The following is a 15,896-nucleotide window of genomic DNA, read 5'->3' on the forward strand; positions in this document are numbered from 1 at the left end:
CGCCGATGCGTCCTTGCCCAGCAGTGCCTCGGCGACGCCGGCGCCGAGCGTGTCGGCGAGCTGCTCGACCCGCGCACGGGCGCCGCGCGCGCCCTGGCCCACGAGAACGGCGGCCTTCTCACCCTCGTTGAAGCAGGTCCGCCGCGCGGGTGATGTCGGCGTCGTCCGGCACCGGGGCGTAGGGAGCCATGCCGAGGCTGGACGGGACCATCGTGAACTCGTGTGTGGGCGGGGTGTATTCGAGTTCCTGGACAGGTCGACCTCCTGCGGGTACGAGCCGCCCATGGCGCTGCGGTTCGTTCGACCGGCGATGGCGACGACGGTCAGGGCTTCAGGAGCGTCTTGATCATTCCGTCCTGCTTCTGCTGGAACATCTCGTACGCCTTCGGCGCGTCCTCGAGCGGCATGGTGTGGGTCGCGAACCCCTCCACGCCGAGCAGGTCCTCGTCCGACAGCAGCGGCAGGATGTCGGGCACCCAGCGCCAGACGTTGGCCTGGCCCATGCGCAGCTGGATCTGCTTGTCGAACATGGTCAGCAGCGGGAGGGGATCGGCGGCGCCGCCGTACACACCCGAGATCGAGATGGTGCCGCCGCGCCGCACGATGTCGATCGCCGAGTAGAGGGCGTTGAGCCGGTCGACGCCCGCGCGCTCCATCACGCGTTCGGCGACGGCGTCGGGCAGCAGCCCGGTGATCCACTGAGCGGCCTTCACCACCGGCGCGCCGTGGGCCTCCATGCCCACCGCGTCGATGACGGCGTCGGTGCCCCGCCCGTCGTTCAGATCGCGGACGGCGTCGCCGAGGTTCTTGCCATGCCGGCGAAGGTCGAGCCCCTTGACGCCGTGGGCGGCCGCACGGGTCAGCCGGTCCGGGACCAGGTCGACACCGATGACGAGCTCGGCGCCGCGGTGCCGGGCGATGCGTGCCGCCATCTCACCGATCGGTCCGAGGCCGAGAACGGTGACGGAACCGCCCTTCGGGATGCCGGCGTACTCGACGGCCTGCCAGGCGGTGGGCAGGACGTCGGACAGATAGACGAACCGCTCGTCGCCCGGGCCGTCGGGCACCTTGATCGGCAGGGTGTTGCCGAACGGAACCCTGAGGAACTCGGCCTGCCCGCCCGGGACCTGACCGTAGAGCTTGGTGTAGCCGAACAGGGAGGCGCCGGTGCCCCGTTCGCGGTTCTGCGTGGTCTCGCACTGGGACTGGAGCCCCTGCCCGCACATGAAGCAGTCACCGCAGGAGATGTTGAACGGGATGACGACGCGGTCGCCGACGGAGAGGGCGGAGACGTCCGCGCCGACCTCCTCGACCACGCCCATGGCCTCGTGGCCGAGGATGTCGCCCGGGTCCAGGTAGGGGCCCATCACCTCGTACAGATGGAGGTCCGAGCCGCAGATCCCGGTGGAGGTGACGTTCACGATCACGTCCGTCGGTTCCTCGATCCGAGGGTCGGGCACGGTCTCCACCCGCACGTCCCGCTTTCCCTGCCAGGTCAGTGCTCGCATGCTGTCCTCCTCATGTCGTGACGGCTCGACCGGCGTGATGTCTTCCGAGTCCCCCGGATATCGGCACTCATCCCAGACCGAACAGCGGGCTGCCGACGCTCCGGCGAGCGGCGGCCCGCTGCCGTGGCTGGCCGCTGTTCGAGGACGCCACCGGGACCGTGCTCGGCCCGGGCGCGCGCGCAAAGCCCCCTCGGCCGTCCTGCGAGCCATGGACCGGGAGGCGGCGTACTCCGGGCTGGTCACCGGCCTGCGGACAGCGGCGGGCGCACCGCGCTGAATGGGCAGGCGGGTCGTTTGAGGCGCAGGTGAGCGGTTACTCGCCCAGCGTTCGGTCCGGGAAACGGGGGTGAACCGCCGAAGGAGCGTCATGACCACCTACGGATACTTTCTCTCGTCCGAGGAATTCACCCCCGCAGAGCTGCTCGCCCAGGCCAGGGCCGCCGAACAGGCCGGCTTCGAGGCCCTGGCCATCTCGGACCACTTCCATCCGTGGAACGACGAACAGGGGCAGAGCTCCTTCGTGTGGTCGATGATCGGCGCACTGTCCCAGGTCTCGTCACTGCCGGTGACCACCTTCGTGACCTGCCCGACGGTCCGGATGCATCCCGCGATCAACGCACAGGCGGCGGCCACCGCCGCGGTGCTCACCGAAGGACGCTTCCGCTTCGGGATCGGCACCGGCGAGGCTCTCAACGAGCACATCTACGGCGACGCCTGGCCGGAGGCCGACCAGCGGATGGAGATGCTGGAGGAGGCCGTCCAGGTCATGAACCACCTCTTCACCGGCAAGCAGGTCTCCCACCACGGCAAGCACTACACCGTCGAGAACGCCCGCCTCTACACCGTCCCCGACCAGCCGCCGCCCCTCTATGTCTCCGGCTTCGGACCGCAGGCCGCCACCCTCGCCGGACGCATCGCGGACGGACTCGTCACGATGATGCCGGACGAGAGCCTGGTGGAGCAGTTCCGCAAGGCAGGCGGCGGGCAGAAGCCGGTGATCGGCGGGCTCAAGGTGTGCTGGGGCACCGACCGCGACCAGGCGGTCAAGACCGTGCACCGGCTCTGGCCGAACCAGTTCCTGCCCGGTGAACTCGCCCAGATCCTGCCCACCCCCAAGCACGTCGAGCAGGCCAGTGAGCTGGTCACCGAGGACATGGTGCGTGACGGCGTGACCTGCGGTGATGACATCGATGAGCATGTGGCGACCGTCGGGGCCTACGCGAAGGCCGGATTCGACGAGGTCTACGTCAACCAGATCGGACCCGAACAGCAGGGGTTCTTCGACTTCTACCGCACCAGCGTCCTGCCCCGGTTGCGGGACGCAGGCTGACCCCGGAGGAACCATGGCCCTCACCCAGCGCCCGACCGTCGACGAGTCGTACTGGATGGCCACGACCGCCGCCACGGACCATCCGCCCCTGCGGTCGCGGACGACGGCGGACGTGGCGGTGATCGGCGGCGGCATCGCCGGGCTGGTCACCGCCTGGGAACTCAGGCGGGCCGGTCTGGACGTCGTCGTCCTGGAGGCCGACCGGATCGCCTCGGGCGTCACCGGCTACACGACCGCCAAGCTGACCTCCCTGCACGGACTGCACTACGCACAACTGGAGGCCAGGCACGGCGGCGAGAGCGCAGCGCTGTACGCGCTCTCCCAGCAGGACGCCGTCGAGCACGTGGCCGCGCTCTGTGCCGAGCTGGGCATCGACGCCGATCTGGAACGGGTCCCCGCCTTCACCTTTGTGGAGGATCCGAAGCGGGTGGACGAGGTGCGCGCGGAGGCCGACACCGCGCGCAGGGCCGGCCTGGAGGCCACCTTCGTGACCGACACCGAACTGCCCTTCCCGGTGGCCGGAGCGGTACGCGTGGAGGGCCAACTGCAGTTCCATCCCCGCACATTCCTCCTCGGTCTCGCCGAACGGTTCGTCCGGGCCGGCGGCCGCATCCATGAGCGCACGCGGGTCACGGGCCTGCGGGACGGGCGGCATTGCCACCTCACGACCGAGAGCGGTGCCACGGTCGACGCGAGCGACGCCGTCATCGCCACCCACTATCCGGTCTTCGACCGGACTCTTCTGTTCACCCGGCTGAAGCCCCGCCGTGAACTGGTCCTCGCGGCGCCCGTGCCGACGGCGGACGCGCCCGAGGGCATGTATCTGAGCCCGGAGTCGGGGACGCGGTCGCTGCGCAGCGCGCCGTACGACGAGGGCCGGCGGCTGGTCATCCTCACCGGGGAGTCGTTCGAGCCCGGTGCGGGTGGGGTGCGGGAGCGCTACGCCCGGCTGGAGGCCTGGGCGGATGAGCGGATCGCGGGCTTCGCCGCCGCGGAGAAGACCTACCGGTGGGCCGCGCAGGACAACGACTCGCACGACCACCTGCCGTACGTCGGTCATGCTCATCCTGGTACGCAGCACCTCTATGTGGCGACCGGCTTCGGCGGCTGGGGGATGAGCAACGGGGTCATGGCGGGGCGGCTGTTGATGGCCCACATCGCCGGCGGACCACGCCCGCCCTGGACGGAGCTGTACGACCCCCGCCGGCTGCCGGCCGTACGGGACACGGCCGAACTGGCCACGTTCCAGGCCGGGGTGGCGAAGCACTTCGTCGGAGACCGGCTGCACACGAGCCATGTCGACTCGGTGGAGGAGGTCGCGCCCGGTAGCGGGGCGGTCGTTCGCGTCGGAGGCAAGCACTGCGCGGTCTACCGCGACGCATCGGGAGAGGTCCGGTCCCTGTCCGCGCGCTGCACCCACCTCGGCTGTCTGGTGCAGTTCAACGACGCCGAGCGGACCTGGGAGTGCCCGTGCCACGGCTCCCGCTTCGCCACGGACGGATCCGTCCTGCACGGCCCGGCGACCCGGCCTCTGGAAGAACTCTGACGGACGCGCGAAAGGCGCCCTGAGTGCTCTGACCAGGGATGATTACAGTGACGCTCGGTGTCCGTTTGCGCACTGGGGGTGATGGGGTCAGTGTGAATATGTCGATTCATCTCCTTGTGCAACGCACGAAAGGAAACGTCATGGGTAAGGCGAAGGCCAAGGGCAAGCAGGCCAAGGGCAAGATCAAGGAAACCGCCGGCAAGGCCATGGGCGACCGTGGCATGCAGGCCGAGGGCCACGGCGAGCAGATGGCCGGCAAGGCTCACGAGCAGGTCGAGCGGACCGCCGAGCGGGCCGGCGAGCGCATGAAGCGGCCGTCGGGCCGCTGACGGCGGCTCCCAGCGGCATCGTGCCCCCGGAACGCGTGTCACACGTGTTCTGGGGGCACAGCTGTGCGGGACCGGGGCTCCGCGCCCACGTGGGGCCGGGTTCGGTGACCGGGCCGGGCCGCCGTACGCCCCTCAGGGCTTGAGCGGGTCGTGCCCGAGAGTCATCAGGCCCTGCCGCCATCGCTCGTCATCGGAGTCGGATGCCCGCTCCTGCTGGTCCTCGATCTCCTCCACGACCCGCAGCATCAGCTGCACGTCCTCGTCGGTCAGATCGGCACGCCGCTTGTGCAGGAGGGCCACCACCTGGAGGCCGGTGGCCGCACCCGCGGACTCGGGCAGCGTCTCGGCCGTCTCGGCCGCCTCGCTGGTCCTGAGCCATGCGGTCAGCTCCTGGGACGTCATGTTCACCAACTGGTGAAACTCCTCCCAGAGTGCCTGGCTTTCGAGTGGGTTCAGTTCGCCCATGACGTCACGGGTGACCGCTCTGCCGCACGTCAAACACCTGTGCCGCACGACACACACGGAAGAAGGACGGCGTGGCGGGCATCCGCGGAGTCCCTCTCCGCGGGAGGACGCGGCCGGGACGCGGCGGAGCAGCCTCGCGACCTCGGGGCCGAGCCGCCTCGCGCCCGGCCGACCGCGCCCGGCTCTGCCCGCGCCCGGATGCCCGAGCCCGGATGCCGGAGCCGCCTCGCGCCCGAGCGCGCCCCGGCGGGTCAGGTCACCCGCTGATCCTCGTACAGCACCGGCTGCAGTCTGGCCACCAGCCGGAAGAAGCCGGCCTCGTTCCCCGCCATGCCCAGCGCGTCCAGTGCGTCGTCCGCCTCGGCGATCGGGGCCATCAGCAGCGGCATCGGAACGATGGGCTGCTCCGTGTCGGCGAGCACGGCCCGGGTGGTCTGCAGCAGTCGTACGTACGCCTGCGCCGCCGCGAGTTCGGGATCGGTCATGTCAGTTCCCCCCTAGGAGAGGTGTCGGACCGTCCAGCATCTCGCGCGGCACTGACAATCGATCAGCGGCCGAGTGCCGCACCCCCGTTGATATGCAGAATCTGGCCGGTCAGATAGGCCGCCTCCGGTGAGGCGGCGTACATCACGAGCGCCGCGATCTCCGAGGGAAGGCCCGGCCGGCCGGTCAGTGTCTGACGTACGCGGGAGGCGACGAACTCCGAGGTCGCGCGGTCGCCGAAGAACTCCGTGTCCGTCACGAAGCCGGGGGCGACCGCGTTGACGGTGATGCCCTGAGGGCCGAGCTTCTGCGCGAGTTCGAAGGTGTAGGTGTTGACGGCCGCCTTGGCCCCGCCGTAGGAACCCGGGCCGCGCAGGGCGGCGATCGACGACAGATGGACGATCCGGCCGCCGGGTCGCCGCAGCTGGGGGAGCAGTGCCTCGGTGAGCAGCACCGCGGTGAGGACGTTCGCCGCGAAGTTGCGGCGGTAGCCGTCGGCGATGCCCTCCAGCGTGCCGTCGTGCGACGAGGCGACATTGCCACCCGCGTTCGTCACGAGGACGTCGACCGTGTCGGTGTGCTCGCCGATGAAGCGGGCGGCGCGGCGCACCTGTTCGGGTTCGGAGAGATCCGCCGGGCACCAGCTCACCGTGGACTCGCCGTGTGCGGCGTTGAGTTTGTCCGCCGCCGCACGCAGGACCTCCTCGCGGCGCCCGAGGAGGGTGACCCGGTCGCCGCACGCGGCGAACGCCCCGGCCACGGCGAGCCCGATTCCCGTACCGCCGCCCGACACCACGATCTGCCGTGGACCCACCGCACCCCGCCGTTCTTCTATGTGACCAGAAGTCTTGTCCGTGTACCGGAAGTTACGTATCGGCCGAAGTGGTGTCAAGGTTCGAGCCGGATGCACCGCGGACGTCAACTGATATGTGCATGACGGTTGTTCAAGGACGCGGACATCGCTTACATGAATGCGCCCCTCGCTCCTCCCCGCGCTAAGGAGACCAGCGGTGCCCGCACAGCTCGGCAGCAGGCCCAACAGCAGATCGTTTCGCAGCTCTCCCCTCCTCCTCGCCCTCATGGTTCTCGCCCTCCTGGTCCCGGTGCTCACCGCGACCCCGTTCACGGCGCGAGCCGCGGAGGCCGTGGACTCGGTCCGGGACCCCGTCCCCCGGCAACCGGTCGAATCGGGTCTCGGTCTGGTCGTCGAGGAGTACGCCGCCTTCCCGAAGACCGAACCCGTGCCCGGTCCGGTCACCGACCCGCGGCTGCGCCGCCACGCCCGCATCAGCTTTCTGAGCGAACTGCCCGACCGCTCCGGCCGGATGGCCGTCCCCGACCTCAACGGCAGGCTCTACCTCGTCGAGAACGGCCGGCCGCACGTCTATCTCGACGTCGCGGCCGCCGTCGGCCCCGCCTTCTTCGCCAGCAGCGGCATGGGGTCGGGCTTCGGGTTCGCCACCTTCGCCCCGGACTTCCGCAGCACCGGCAGGTTCTACACCGTCCACACCGAGAAGGCGGACGCCACGACCGCGCGGCCCGACTACGTCCAGCAGGCGGCCACCAACTACCACGGCGTCGTGACCGAGTGGACCGCCGACGACCCGGCCGCCGGCACATTCGCCGGCAGCCGCCGCGAGGTGCTCCGGATCGGGTTCTCCGGCGGCGGGCACGGCATCCAGCAGATCGATTTCAACCCGACGTCCCGACCCGGCGACCGTGACCACGGGCTGCTCTACATCGCCGCCGGCGACGGCGCCCAGGGAGTGAACAACGGCGAGCCGCAGGACCTGTCCCTCCCGCACGGCAAGATCCTCCGGATCGACCCGCGCGGACGCGACAGCGCCAACGGCCGCTACGGCATCCCCGCGTCGAACCCCTTCGTGGGCACCGACGGCGCGCTCGGCGAGATCTACGCGTACGGCATGCGCGACCCGCACCGCTTCAGCTGGGACGCCGCCTCTCCGCACCGCCTCTACCTCGGACACATCGGGGAGCACGCCGTCGAGGGCGTCTACGAGGTCCGGGCCGGGGACAATCTCGGCTGGAGCGAGTGGGAGGGAGCCTTCGTCTACGACAAGGCCGCCGCCGACCCCTGTGACCGGCTGCTGCCGCTCCCCGCGGACGACGCGACGTACGGCTACACCTACCCGGTCGCCGCGTACGACCACGACCCGCCGGCCGGCTGGAACTGCCGGTCCGACCTCGGCCGGGCCATCGTGGGCGGCTTCGTCTACCGCGGCTCCCTCGCCCCGGCGCTGCGCGGCAAGTACCTCTACGGTGACCTGGTGGACGGCCGGCTGCTGTACTCGGAGACGCGCGAGATGCGCCGCGGCTCGGACCGCCTCGCGGACGCCTACCGGCTGATGCTCTTCGACCGCACCGGCAAGCGCGTCACCATGCCGGAACTGGCCGGGGATTCCCGGGTCGACATCCGGTTCGGCCAGGACGCCCGTGGTGAGCTGTATCTGCTGTCCAAGGCGAACGGAAAGATCTGGAAGGTCACCGGGACACGGCAGTTCGCCGACTGCCGGACGAGCGGCACCACGCTGACGCACGTGACCGGGCAGCGGAACTGGGCGCCGGTGACCCCGGCGAAGTGGACCTTCCCGCACGGCCGGGTCACGCTCGCCGAAGCCGGCTCCGCCCGTCCCGGCCCGCGCAGGCCGTTCGAGTACGCCGTACTGAACGCCGGGCCGCGCTTCGGCAGCACCCGCATCGACGCGGAGGTCAGACTCGACACACCGGTCGAGATCAGCAACCGCGATGTCATCATCGTCTTCGGCCACCAGTCGGACACCCGGTTCTACTACGCCCATCTGTCGTCCGACAACACGATCTACCCGCACAACGGCATCTTCGTGGTGAATGACGCCGACCGTGTGCGGCTCGACCACCAGTGGAACGGATCGACCGGTGCGCCGCCCGCCGTCACCGACGCCGCCTGGCACGACGTCCGCGTGGTGCACTGCGCCGACAGCGGCGAGATCGCGGTCTACGTCGACGGCTCGAAGCACCCGCTGATGACGGCCGTCGACACGACCTTCGCCGCGGGCCGGGTCGGCTTCGGCTCGTTCGACAACGTGGGCAGTCTGCGGAATCTGAAGGTCTCCGGACAGCGCGCACGTCAGTAGCCGTCCGGCGTCCCGGCACACCTGTGGGCCCCGTCCGCCCGGACGGGGCCCACAAGGATGCGGCGGAAGTGTCAGACGATCTGGTCGGAGATCTCCGCCTGCTCACGGGCAGTGCCGTACGACTGCGGTGTGCCGTACGAGCGACGCGCGACGAACCACCACACGGTCGCCAGGACCAGCACCGTGACCAGCGCGATCGAGGCGTAGTTCATCGTGTCGCCCGTCACCGGGCTGGACTGCGGCAGGCAGAACAGCACGGTCACACACGCCACCCAGACCACGGCGATCCAGCCGATCGGCTTGCTCCAGCGGCCCAGGCTCCACGGGCCGGGCTCGAAGCGGTCGCCGGCGCGCAGCTTGAGATAGATCGGGATCGCGTACGCCGGGGTGATACCGATGACATTGATCGCCGTCACCGCGCCGTAGGCCGTCGTGGAGTAGAGCGAGGGCAGGGCGAGCAGGCAGGCGAAGCCGACCGACAGCCACACCGCGGGGACCGGGGTCTGGGTGCGGCTGCTGACCTTGCGCCAGATGGCCGACCCGGGCAGCGCGTTGTCACGGCTGAAGGCGAAGACCATCCGACTGGCCGCGGCCACCTCGGCGTTGCCGCAGAACAGCTGCGCCACGATGACCACCAGCAGCAGTGCGGTGGCGCCACCGGTGCCGAGCGCGTCGAGCAGGATCTGCGCCGGCGGTACGCCGGTCGAGCTGTCCAGGGTGCCGGCGTAGTCCTGGATGGCGAACGTCAGACCCGCGAGCAGCGCGAATCCGGCGATCCAGGAGACCCAGATCGAGCGGACGATGCCACGCGCCGCGGAGACGGAGGCGTTGGAGGTCTCCTCCGAGAGGTGTGCGGAGGCGTCGTAGCCGGAGAACGTGTACTGGGCGAGCAGCAGACCGATCGCCGCCACATAGATCGGGCTGTCCCAGCCGGTGTTGTTGACGAACTCGGTGAAGACGAACTCGGGGGACTGGTGGTTCGACGGCACGATGGCGAGCGCGCCGACGATGATCGCCACACCGCCCAGGTGCCACCACACGCTGACGGAGTTGAGCAGGCTGACCAGCCGTACGCCGAAGAGGTTCAAGGTGGCGTGGATCAGCAGAATGCACATGAAAATGATCATGGTGGAGCCGGGTGTGGGGTCAAAACCCCACTGAAGATTCAGAAAGGCACCGGTGAACAGGGCGCAGCCGTAGTCAATACCGGCGATCGCGCCCAGCAGGCCCAGCAGGTTGAGCCAGCCCGTGTACCAGCCCCACTTGCGACCGCCCAGCCGGTCGGCCATGTAGTAGAGCGCACCGGAGGTCGGGTACGCGCTCGTCACCTCGGCCAGCGCCATACCGACACACAGGACGAACAGGCCGACGCCCGCCCAGCCCCAGAGCATCACCGCCGGTCCGCCGGTGTTCAGGCCGAAGCCGTACAGCGTCATGCATCCCGACAGGATCGAGATGACGGAGAAGCTGATGGCGAAGTTGCCGAAGCCACCCATACGGCGGGCCAGAACCGGCTGGTAGCCCAGTTCCCGCAGCCGCTCCTCCTCGTCCTTGGGCGGCGACGGGTCCGACTTCGACCACCTGGGCGGGGATATGGACATCGTTGTACCTCCGGGGGAAAGGAAGATGCACTGAGCGGACAGGGCGAAGGGGAGGTGCTGTGGTGCGAGGGGGGCGGAACGGGACGGCGGCAGCGCTCGGCTACGTACCTGCCTCGTGCGCGGCGGCCAGACATCTTCCGCGGGCACGGAGGAAGACTTCCTCGGCCAGGCCCGCGTCGCCGGGGCTCTGGGTGCGGTACGACCAGGGCGGTGCCGTGTAGTACGGGCCCAACGCCTCGAACACCCGCGCGGCCTCGGCGAACTGGCCCGAGCCCCACAGCGCGTGGGCGAGGTGGTTGAGGTCGAGCAGCGAGGACAGGGCCGGGTTCACATGGTCGAACCAGCCGTCCAGCGCCCGCGTGGCCTCCCGGGTGGCGTCGTCCGTCACCCAGTGCAGGTCCAGCGCACGCTCATGCCCGTTGTCGCGGCGGTAGCGCTCGACGCGGACATAGAGCGGAAGGGCGAGGAGAGCGGAACCGGTCGGGGCGGCGGAGGACGCCCACTGCACGAAGTTGACCGCTTCCGACAGATGTCCGCCCGACTTGCGGGCGTACACGAACTGCAGCATGCGGTGGTACGCCTCGCGGTTGTGCGGGTCCCGTTTGTGGGCCTCCGACAGCAGGCCCCACGGTCCGCGGAAGAGCATGGGGCCCGGCGGGATCTGCCGGTGCTCCTCCAGCCGCTGTTTCTCGTCGAGTTGGGCCAGGGCCAGCAGACACACCCACGGCACCGGGTCGTCGGGTCCCTGGTGGGCGGCGATCCGGCATGCCTCCCACGCCTCGTGCCACAGGTCCTGGGTGCGCTGGTGCTGCTCGCGGTGGGCCCGCAGTGCCCGTTCGACGGAGATCCGGCAGTGCATCACCGTCGCGGCGAGGGAGTGGGGTTCCTCGGCCCGCCAGGCCTGTACGGCGTCGGAGCCGGCCGCCACCGCGGCGAGCACCTGTGTCCGCTGCGTCCAGAGGCCCCAGTCGGAGGTCGAGGCCAGCAGATTCCGCATGGACAGCCAGCGCCCGGTGCGTAAGTCCTGCATGGCGGCGCGCAGTTCATTGTCGTGACCCGCCGGGTGGTACACCGGGCGGTTCTGGTCCTGGGCCATCAGCGCGTAGCCGCCCCCGTCGGTGTACAACGGCGCGGATGTCGCATTCTGGTCGTCATGGGTCCTCTTGGGACAGTGGGGGGTTGGGGCCGGAGTGTAGGTCTCGCACCACGGCCCGTAGTTTCGCCGATCTTACTCAACTGTTCGATGACGACAAGAAGTTGATGAAGTATCGGTCTGTGGACGGTTTCGATCGTTACTTGACGACCGACGTGCCCTGATCCACGCTTCTTTCGTCCACGATCAAGGTTTCCTTCCAGCGAGGGGCGGGTGGCCGATGACCGGCCCGGTGCTTGCCGTAGACCAGGGCACTTCCGGCACGAAAGCGCTGGTCATCTGCCCCGAACGCGGAGTGATCGGCACCGGATCGGCGGCGGTGGAACCCCGCTACGGCGCGGGCGGCAGTGTCGAGGTCGACCCGATGAGCCTGCTGACATCCGTGGTCGACGCGGGCCGCCAGGCCCTTGCCGACGCCGGTGAACCGGTCCACGCGATCGGGCTCGCCAACCAGGGCGAGACGGTGCTGGCCTGGGATCCCGCGAGCGGCGAACCGCTCACCGACGCCCTCGTCTGGCAGGACCGGCGGGCAGAGCCGCTGTGCGAGGAACTCGCCCCGCGCGCCGATGAACTGACCCGGCTGACCGGCCTGCCCCTCGACCCGTACTTCGCCGCGCCCAAGATGGCGTGGATACGCCGCGAACGCACCCGGGACGGGGTCGTCACCACCAGCGACGCCTGGCTGGTCCACCGGCTCACGGGCGCCTTCGTCACCGATGCGGCGACCGCCGGCCGCACCCAGCTCCTCGACCTCGACAAGGTCGCCTGGTCGCCGGAAGCGCTCGGCATCTTCGGCCTGGACGGCGAACGGATGCCGGAGGTCGTCGACGCCGACGGACCCGTCGGCATCACCACCGCCTTCGGCGACGGCATCCCGCTGACCGGGCTCCTCGTCGACCAACAGGCGGCCCTCCTCGCGCAGAGCGTCACCGAACCCGGCAGTGCCAAGTGCACCTACGGCACAGGGGCGTTCCTCCTCGCGCAGACCGGATCGAGCCCGCGCCGCACCGGCAGCGGCCTGGTCAGCTGTGTCGCCTGGCGACTGGGCGGACACACCAGCTACTGCCTCGACGGACAGGTCTACACGGCCGCGTCCGCCGTCCGCTGGCTCACCGGTCTGGGGGTGATCGCGGGCGCGGCCGACCTGGACCCGGTGGGCTCGTCCGTGCCGGACAGCGGTGGCGTCACCTTCGTCCCGGCGCTCGCCGGACTCGCCGCCCCCTGGTGGCGGGGCGACCTGCGCGGCTCACTCACCGGACTCGGACTCGACACCGGCCCAGGGCACCTTGTGCGCGCACTCTGCGAAGGCATCGCCGCCCAGGTGGTCGAACTGACCGACGCGGTCGCCGCCGACCTCGGCCGGCCACTGGCCGGCCTGCGGGTGGACGGCGGACTCACCCGCTCCGCGCTGCTCATGCAGACCCAGGCCGATCTGCTGCAACTCCCGGTCGAGGTATCGGCGTTGCCCGATGCCACCGCGCTCGGTGTCGGCGCCGTCGCCCGGCTCGGCATGGACGCCGCACTGACCACCGACCAGGTGGTGCCGGCCTGGCGGCCCTCCGCCGTCTACGAACCGAGGATCAGCGCCTCGCAGGCGGCCGAACGCCTCGGCCGGTTCCGCGGTGAAGTGGCCGCGCTGCTGGACCGTACGCCCACGGCGGCCAAGGGAGCCGGGACGGCCGGCGTATGACCGTCACCACCGCCGGCGAACTGCCGGACTCCCTCTACGACGTGATCGTTGTCGGCGCCGGAGTCGTCGGTTCGGCCATCGCCCGCGAGCTCGCCCGCCGCCGGCTGCGTACGGCCTTCGTGGACGCCTCCGACGACGTCGGCAACGGAACCTCCAAGGCCAACACGGCGATCCTGCACACCGGTTTCGACGCCGTGCCCGGTTCGCTGGAGGCCCGGCTCGTACGCGACGGACAGCGCCGGCTCGCGGCCTACGCGGCCGAGGCCGGTATCCCCGTCGAACCGATCGGTGCCCTCCTCGTCGCCTGGGACCGGGCGCAGCTGGACACGCTGCCGGCGCTCGCCGCCAAGGCCGAGCGCAACGGCTACCACGAGGCCCGCCTGATCGACGCCGACGAGCTGCGCCGCCGCGAACCGCACCTCGGACCCGGCGCCCTGGGCGCGCTCGACGTCCCCGGTGAGAGCATCATCTGCCCGTGGACGACCACCCTCGCCTACGCCACCCAGGCCGTCCGCGGCGGTGTCGACCTGCATCTCAACTGCCGGGTGCAGAGCGTCACCGGCACCACCCACCATGAACTGGCCACCAGCCGCGGCCTGTTGCGCACCCGCTTCCTCGTGAACGCCGCCGGCCTGTACGCCGATGAACTCGACCGGCAGCTCGGCCACGACACCTTCACCGTCACCCCGCGCCGCGGTCAGCTCATCGTCTTCGACAAGTTCGCCCGCCAACTCGTCCGCCACATCCTGCTCCCGGTGCCGACCGCCCTCGGCAAGGGCGTGCTCGTGTCCCCGACCGTGTACGGCAATGTCATGCTCGGCCCGACCGCCGAAGACCTGGACGACAAGCAGGCCACCGGCTCCACGGCCGAAGGACTCGCGCTGCTGCGCGAGCAGGGCCGGCGGATCCTGCCGGAGCTGGTGACCGAGGAGGTCACCGCCGTCTACGCCGGGCTGCGCGCCGCCACCGAGCACGACGACTTCCAGGTGCGCGCCCACGCCCGGCAGCGGTACATCACCGTGGGAGGAGTCCGCTCCACCGGTCTGACCGCGTCCATGGCCATCGCCGCGTACGTCATGGACCTCCTGTCCGACGTGGGCCTCGACCCCGGTCCGGCCCGCGACCTGGAACCGGTGCGGATGCCGAACCTCGGCGAGGCGTTCCCGCGCCCCTGGCAGCAGGCCGAGCTCATCGCCGCCGACCCGGCGTACGGCACCCTCGTCTGCCACTGCGAACGCGTCTCCCTCGGAGAGATTCGCGACGCGCTGAACAGCACCGTCCCACCCGGCTCCCTGGACGGACTGCGCCGGAGGACCCGGGCCCGCGGCGGTCGCTGCCAGGGATTCTTCTGCGGGCCCGCGGTGCGCGCCCTGTTCGAGGAGGAGCGGCGATGACGGTACGCACGGTCGACGTCCTCATCGTCGGGGCCGGCCCGGCCGGGCTCGCCGCGGCCACCCGCCTGGCCGACGCCGGAGCCGGCCGGGTCGAGGTCGTCGAACGCGAGCAGCAGGCCGGCGGCATCCCGCGCCACTGCTGCCACGGCGGCTTCGGGCTCCGCGATCTGCAGCGGCCGCTCAGCGGCCCCGAGTACGCCCGCCGGCTCGTCCACGACGCCGTACGCTCCGGCGCCCGGCTGCGCACCGGCGTCACCGTCACCGGCTGGGCGGGCCCGCGCACGCTGGAGACGGTAGGACCGGCGGGCCTGGAGACCGTCACGGCACGGGCCGTGGTCCTCGCCACCGGAGCCCGTGAACGCCCGCGCAGCGCACGGCTTGTCCCCGGCACCCGGCCCGCGGGCGTCCTCACCACCGGCGAACTCCAGCAGGCCGTCCATCTGCACGACCAGTGGGTCGGCAGCCGCGCGGTCGTCGTCGGCGCGGAACCGGTCGCCTTCTCCGCGGTACGCACCCTGCGCGCGAGCGGCGCCGAGACCGTCGCCATGGTCACCGAACAGCCCCGCACCCCCGTGCCGTCCCTGCGCCGAGCCGTCCCCCTGCTGGCCAGGACGCACGTCGTCGAACTGCTCGGACGGCGCCGGCTGACCGGTGTACGGCTGCGCCACGAGGACGGGCGGACCGCCACCCTCGGCTGCGACACGATCGTGTTCACCGGTGACTGGATCCCCGACCACGAACTGGCGAGACGCGGCGGGATCACGCTCGACGCGGGCACCCGCGGACCGGCCGTCGACACCGCCTTCCGCACGGCCGAACCCGGTGTCTTCGCCGCGGGGAATCTGCTGCACGGCGGTGAGCGGGCCGGGGTCGCCGCCGAGGAGGGCAGCGCCGCCGCGGAGGAGGTGCTGCGCCATCTCGCGGGCGAGCCGTGGCCGGGGCCCGGGCTGCCCGTACGGGTCGAGAATCCGCTGGTGTGGGCCGTGCCGAACATCGTCCGCCCGCACGGTCCCCAGCCGGTGCGGTTCGTACTGCGACCCCGTACACCGCTGGCGCCACCGCGCGTGCTGGTCAGCCAGGACGGCCGGGTACTGCACCGGCAGCAGTTGTTGCTGCCCGCCCGGCCGGGGCGCCCGCTGCATCTGCGAGCCGGCCGGCTCGACGGCCTGGACCCCGACGGCGGCCCGGTTCTGATCAGCCTCTGACCGGACCCGACAGCTCGTCCGAGCCTGCCGAACGTGACGTCCGATTTCCGCCGGCCCG

At 70.8% G+C, this 15,896-nt stretch carries 13 protein-coding genes and 1 pseudogene; 7 read left to right on the top strand and 7 right to left on the bottom strand.

The window, feature by feature from the left end; genetic code table 11:
- Nucleotides 1-6: 6 nt before the first annotated feature.
- Together ACQPWZ_RS31320 and ACQPWZ_RS31325 are read right to left on the bottom strand one after the other, a co-directional pair.
- Nucleotides 7-321, bottom strand: a pseudogene (locus ACQPWZ_RS31320) (thiamine pyrophosphate-requiring protein); the annotation flags it as partial.
- Nucleotides 322-323: 2 nt separating this feature from the next.
- Nucleotides 324-1,508: a zinc-dependent alcohol dehydrogenase gene (locus ACQPWZ_RS31325; RefSeq protein WP_433573027.1), complete on the bottom strand. Its 1,185-nt coding sequence runs from the start codon at nt 1,506-1,508 to the stop codon at nt 324-326.
- 367 nt (nt 1,509-1,875) lie between these two features.
- Here ACQPWZ_RS31325 and ACQPWZ_RS31330 point away from each other — a divergent pair, with 367 nt between their 5' ends.
- The 3 genes from ACQPWZ_RS31330 (at nt 1,876) to ACQPWZ_RS31340 (ending at nt 4,713) form a co-directional block, all read left to right on the top strand.
- Complete coding sequence (locus tag ACQPWZ_RS31330; RefSeq protein ID WP_433573028.1) at nt 1,876-2,838, top strand: TIGR03557 family F420-dependent LLM class oxidoreductase; 963 nt, start codon at nt 1,876-1,878, stop codon at nt 2,836-2,838.
- Nucleotides 2,839-2,851: 13 nt separating this feature from the next.
- Nucleotides 2,852-4,384 carry an FAD-dependent oxidoreductase gene (locus tag ACQPWZ_RS31335; protein ID WP_433573029.1) on the top strand — a complete coding sequence of 511 codons (1,533 nt, stop codon included), beginning with the start codon at nt 2,852-2,854 and terminating at the stop codon, nt 4,382-4,384.
- A 140-nt stretch (nt 4,385-4,524) separates the two neighbouring features.
- A complete protein-coding gene (locus ACQPWZ_RS31340; RefSeq protein ID WP_340476632.1) occupies nt 4,525-4,713 on the top strand; it encodes a CsbD family protein in 189 nt (62 codons plus the stop codon).
- A gap of 132 nt (nt 4,714-4,845) precedes the next feature.
- Here ACQPWZ_RS31340 and ACQPWZ_RS31345 read toward each other — a convergent pair whose 3' ends face one another.
- The 3 genes from ACQPWZ_RS31345 to ACQPWZ_RS31355 form a co-directional block, all read right to left on the bottom strand.
- Nucleotides 4,846-5,178, bottom strand: a complete 333-nt coding sequence (locus tag ACQPWZ_RS31345; protein ID WP_340476633.1) for a DUF3140 domain-containing protein — start codon at nt 5,176-5,178, stop codon at nt 4,846-4,848.
- Nucleotides 5,179-5,429: 251 nt separating this feature from the next.
- On the bottom strand, nt 5,430-5,663 hold the full coding sequence (locus tag ACQPWZ_RS31350) for a hypothetical protein (RefSeq protein WP_313942828.1): 234 nt from the start codon (nt 5,661-5,663) through the stop codon (nt 5,430-5,432).
- A gap of 62 nt (nt 5,664-5,725) precedes the next feature.
- Nucleotides 5,726-6,475 carry an SDR family NAD(P)-dependent oxidoreductase gene (locus tag ACQPWZ_RS31355; protein ID WP_433573030.1) on the bottom strand — a complete coding sequence of 250 codons (750 nt, stop codon included), beginning with the start codon at nt 6,473-6,475 and terminating at the stop codon, nt 5,726-5,728.
- Between the two features lie 196 nt (nt 6,476-6,671).
- Here ACQPWZ_RS31355 and ACQPWZ_RS31360 point away from each other — a divergent pair, with 196 nt between their 5' ends.
- Nucleotides 6,672-8,795 carry a PQQ-dependent sugar dehydrogenase gene (locus ACQPWZ_RS31360; RefSeq protein WP_433573031.1) on the top strand — a complete coding sequence of 708 codons (2,124 nt, stop codon included), beginning with the start codon at nt 6,672-6,674 and terminating at the stop codon, nt 8,793-8,795.
- A gap of 71 nt (nt 8,796-8,866) precedes the next feature.
- On the opposite strand, the gene ACQPWZ_RS31365 is transcribed toward ACQPWZ_RS31360, so the two are convergent.
- On the bottom strand, nt 8,867-10,396 hold the full coding sequence (locus ACQPWZ_RS31365) for an amino acid permease (RefSeq protein WP_340476636.1): 1,530 nt from the start codon (nt 10,394-10,396) through the stop codon (nt 8,867-8,869).
- 100 nt (nt 10,397-10,496) lie between these two features.
- Nucleotides 10,497-11,492, bottom strand: coding sequence for a hypothetical protein (locus ACQPWZ_RS31370; protein WP_356705676.1), 996 nt, complete (start codon nt 11,490-11,492; stop codon nt 10,497-10,499).
- Nucleotides 11,493-11,769: 277 nt separating this feature from the next.
- Here ACQPWZ_RS31370 and ACQPWZ_RS31375 point away from each other — a divergent pair, with 277 nt between their 5' ends.
- The 3 genes from ACQPWZ_RS31375 to ACQPWZ_RS31385 are packed head-to-tail and all read left to right on the top strand — an operon-like array spanning nt 11,770 to nt 15,838.
- Nucleotides 11,770-13,239, top strand: a complete 1,470-nt coding sequence (locus ACQPWZ_RS31375) for an FGGY family carbohydrate kinase (RefSeq protein WP_433573032.1) — start codon at nt 11,770-11,772, stop codon at nt 13,237-13,239.
- Nucleotides 13,236-14,633, top strand: a complete 1,398-nt coding sequence (locus ACQPWZ_RS31380) for an FAD-dependent oxidoreductase (RefSeq protein WP_433573033.1) — start codon at nt 13,236-13,238, stop codon at nt 14,631-14,633. The genes ACQPWZ_RS31375 and ACQPWZ_RS31380 overlap by 4 nt, the downstream gene beginning before the upstream one ends.
- Nucleotides 14,630-15,838: an NAD(P)/FAD-dependent oxidoreductase gene (locus ACQPWZ_RS31385; protein WP_433573034.1), complete on the top strand. Its 1,209-nt coding sequence runs from the start codon at nt 14,630-14,632 to the stop codon at nt 15,836-15,838. Before ACQPWZ_RS31380 ends, ACQPWZ_RS31385 begins: the two co-directional genes overlap by 4 nt.
- The last annotated feature ends 58 nt before the right edge of the window (nt 15,839-15,896 follow it).

This window comes from Streptomyces sp. CA-251247, assembly GCF_050952975.1.
GTDB classification, from domain to species: domain Bacteria; phylum Actinomycetota; class Actinomycetes; order Streptomycetales; family Streptomycetaceae; genus Streptomyces; species Streptomyces achmelvichensis.

What these genes read in the sequence shown, in the direction of transcription:
- ACQPWZ_RS31325 (WP_433573027.1), bottom strand. Translation starts at nt 1,508, where the DNA reads ATGCGAGCACTGACCTGGCAGGGAAAGCGGGACGTGCGGGTGGAGACC.
- ACQPWZ_RS31330 (WP_433573028.1), top strand. Translation starts at nt 1,876, where the DNA reads ATGACCACCTACGGATACTTTCTCTCGTCCGAGGAATTCACCCCCGCA.
- ACQPWZ_RS31335 (WP_433573029.1), top strand. Translation starts at nt 2,852, where the DNA reads ATGGCCCTCACCCAGCGCCCGACCGTCGACGAGTCGTACTGGATGGCC.
- ACQPWZ_RS31340 (WP_340476632.1), top strand. Translation starts at nt 4,525, where the DNA reads ATGGGTAAGGCGAAGGCCAAGGGCAAGCAGGCCAAGGGCAAGATCAAG.
- ACQPWZ_RS31345 (WP_340476633.1), bottom strand. Translation starts at nt 5,178, where the DNA reads ATGGGCGAACTGAACCCACTCGAAAGCCAGGCACTCTGGGAGGAGTTT.
- ACQPWZ_RS31350 (WP_313942828.1), bottom strand. Translation starts at nt 5,663, where the DNA reads ATGACCGATCCCGAACTCGCGGCGGCGCAGGCGTACGTACGACTGCTG.
- ACQPWZ_RS31365 (WP_340476636.1), bottom strand. Translation starts at nt 10,396, where the DNA reads ATGTCCATATCCCCGCCCAGGTGGTCGAAGTCGGACCCGTCGCCGCCC.
- ACQPWZ_RS31370 (WP_356705676.1), bottom strand. Translation starts at nt 11,492, where the DNA reads ATGGCCCAGGACCAGAACCGCCCGGTGTACCACCCGGCGGGTCACGAC.
- ACQPWZ_RS31375 (WP_433573032.1), top strand. Translation starts at nt 11,770, where the DNA reads ATGACCGGCCCGGTGCTTGCCGTAGACCAGGGCACTTCCGGCACGAAA.
- ACQPWZ_RS31380 (WP_433573033.1), top strand. Translation starts at nt 13,236, where the DNA reads ATGACCGTCACCACCGCCGGCGAACTGCCGGACTCCCTCTACGACGTG.
- ACQPWZ_RS31385 (WP_433573034.1), top strand. Translation starts at nt 14,630, where the DNA reads ATGACGGTACGCACGGTCGACGTCCTCATCGTCGGGGCCGGCCCGGCC.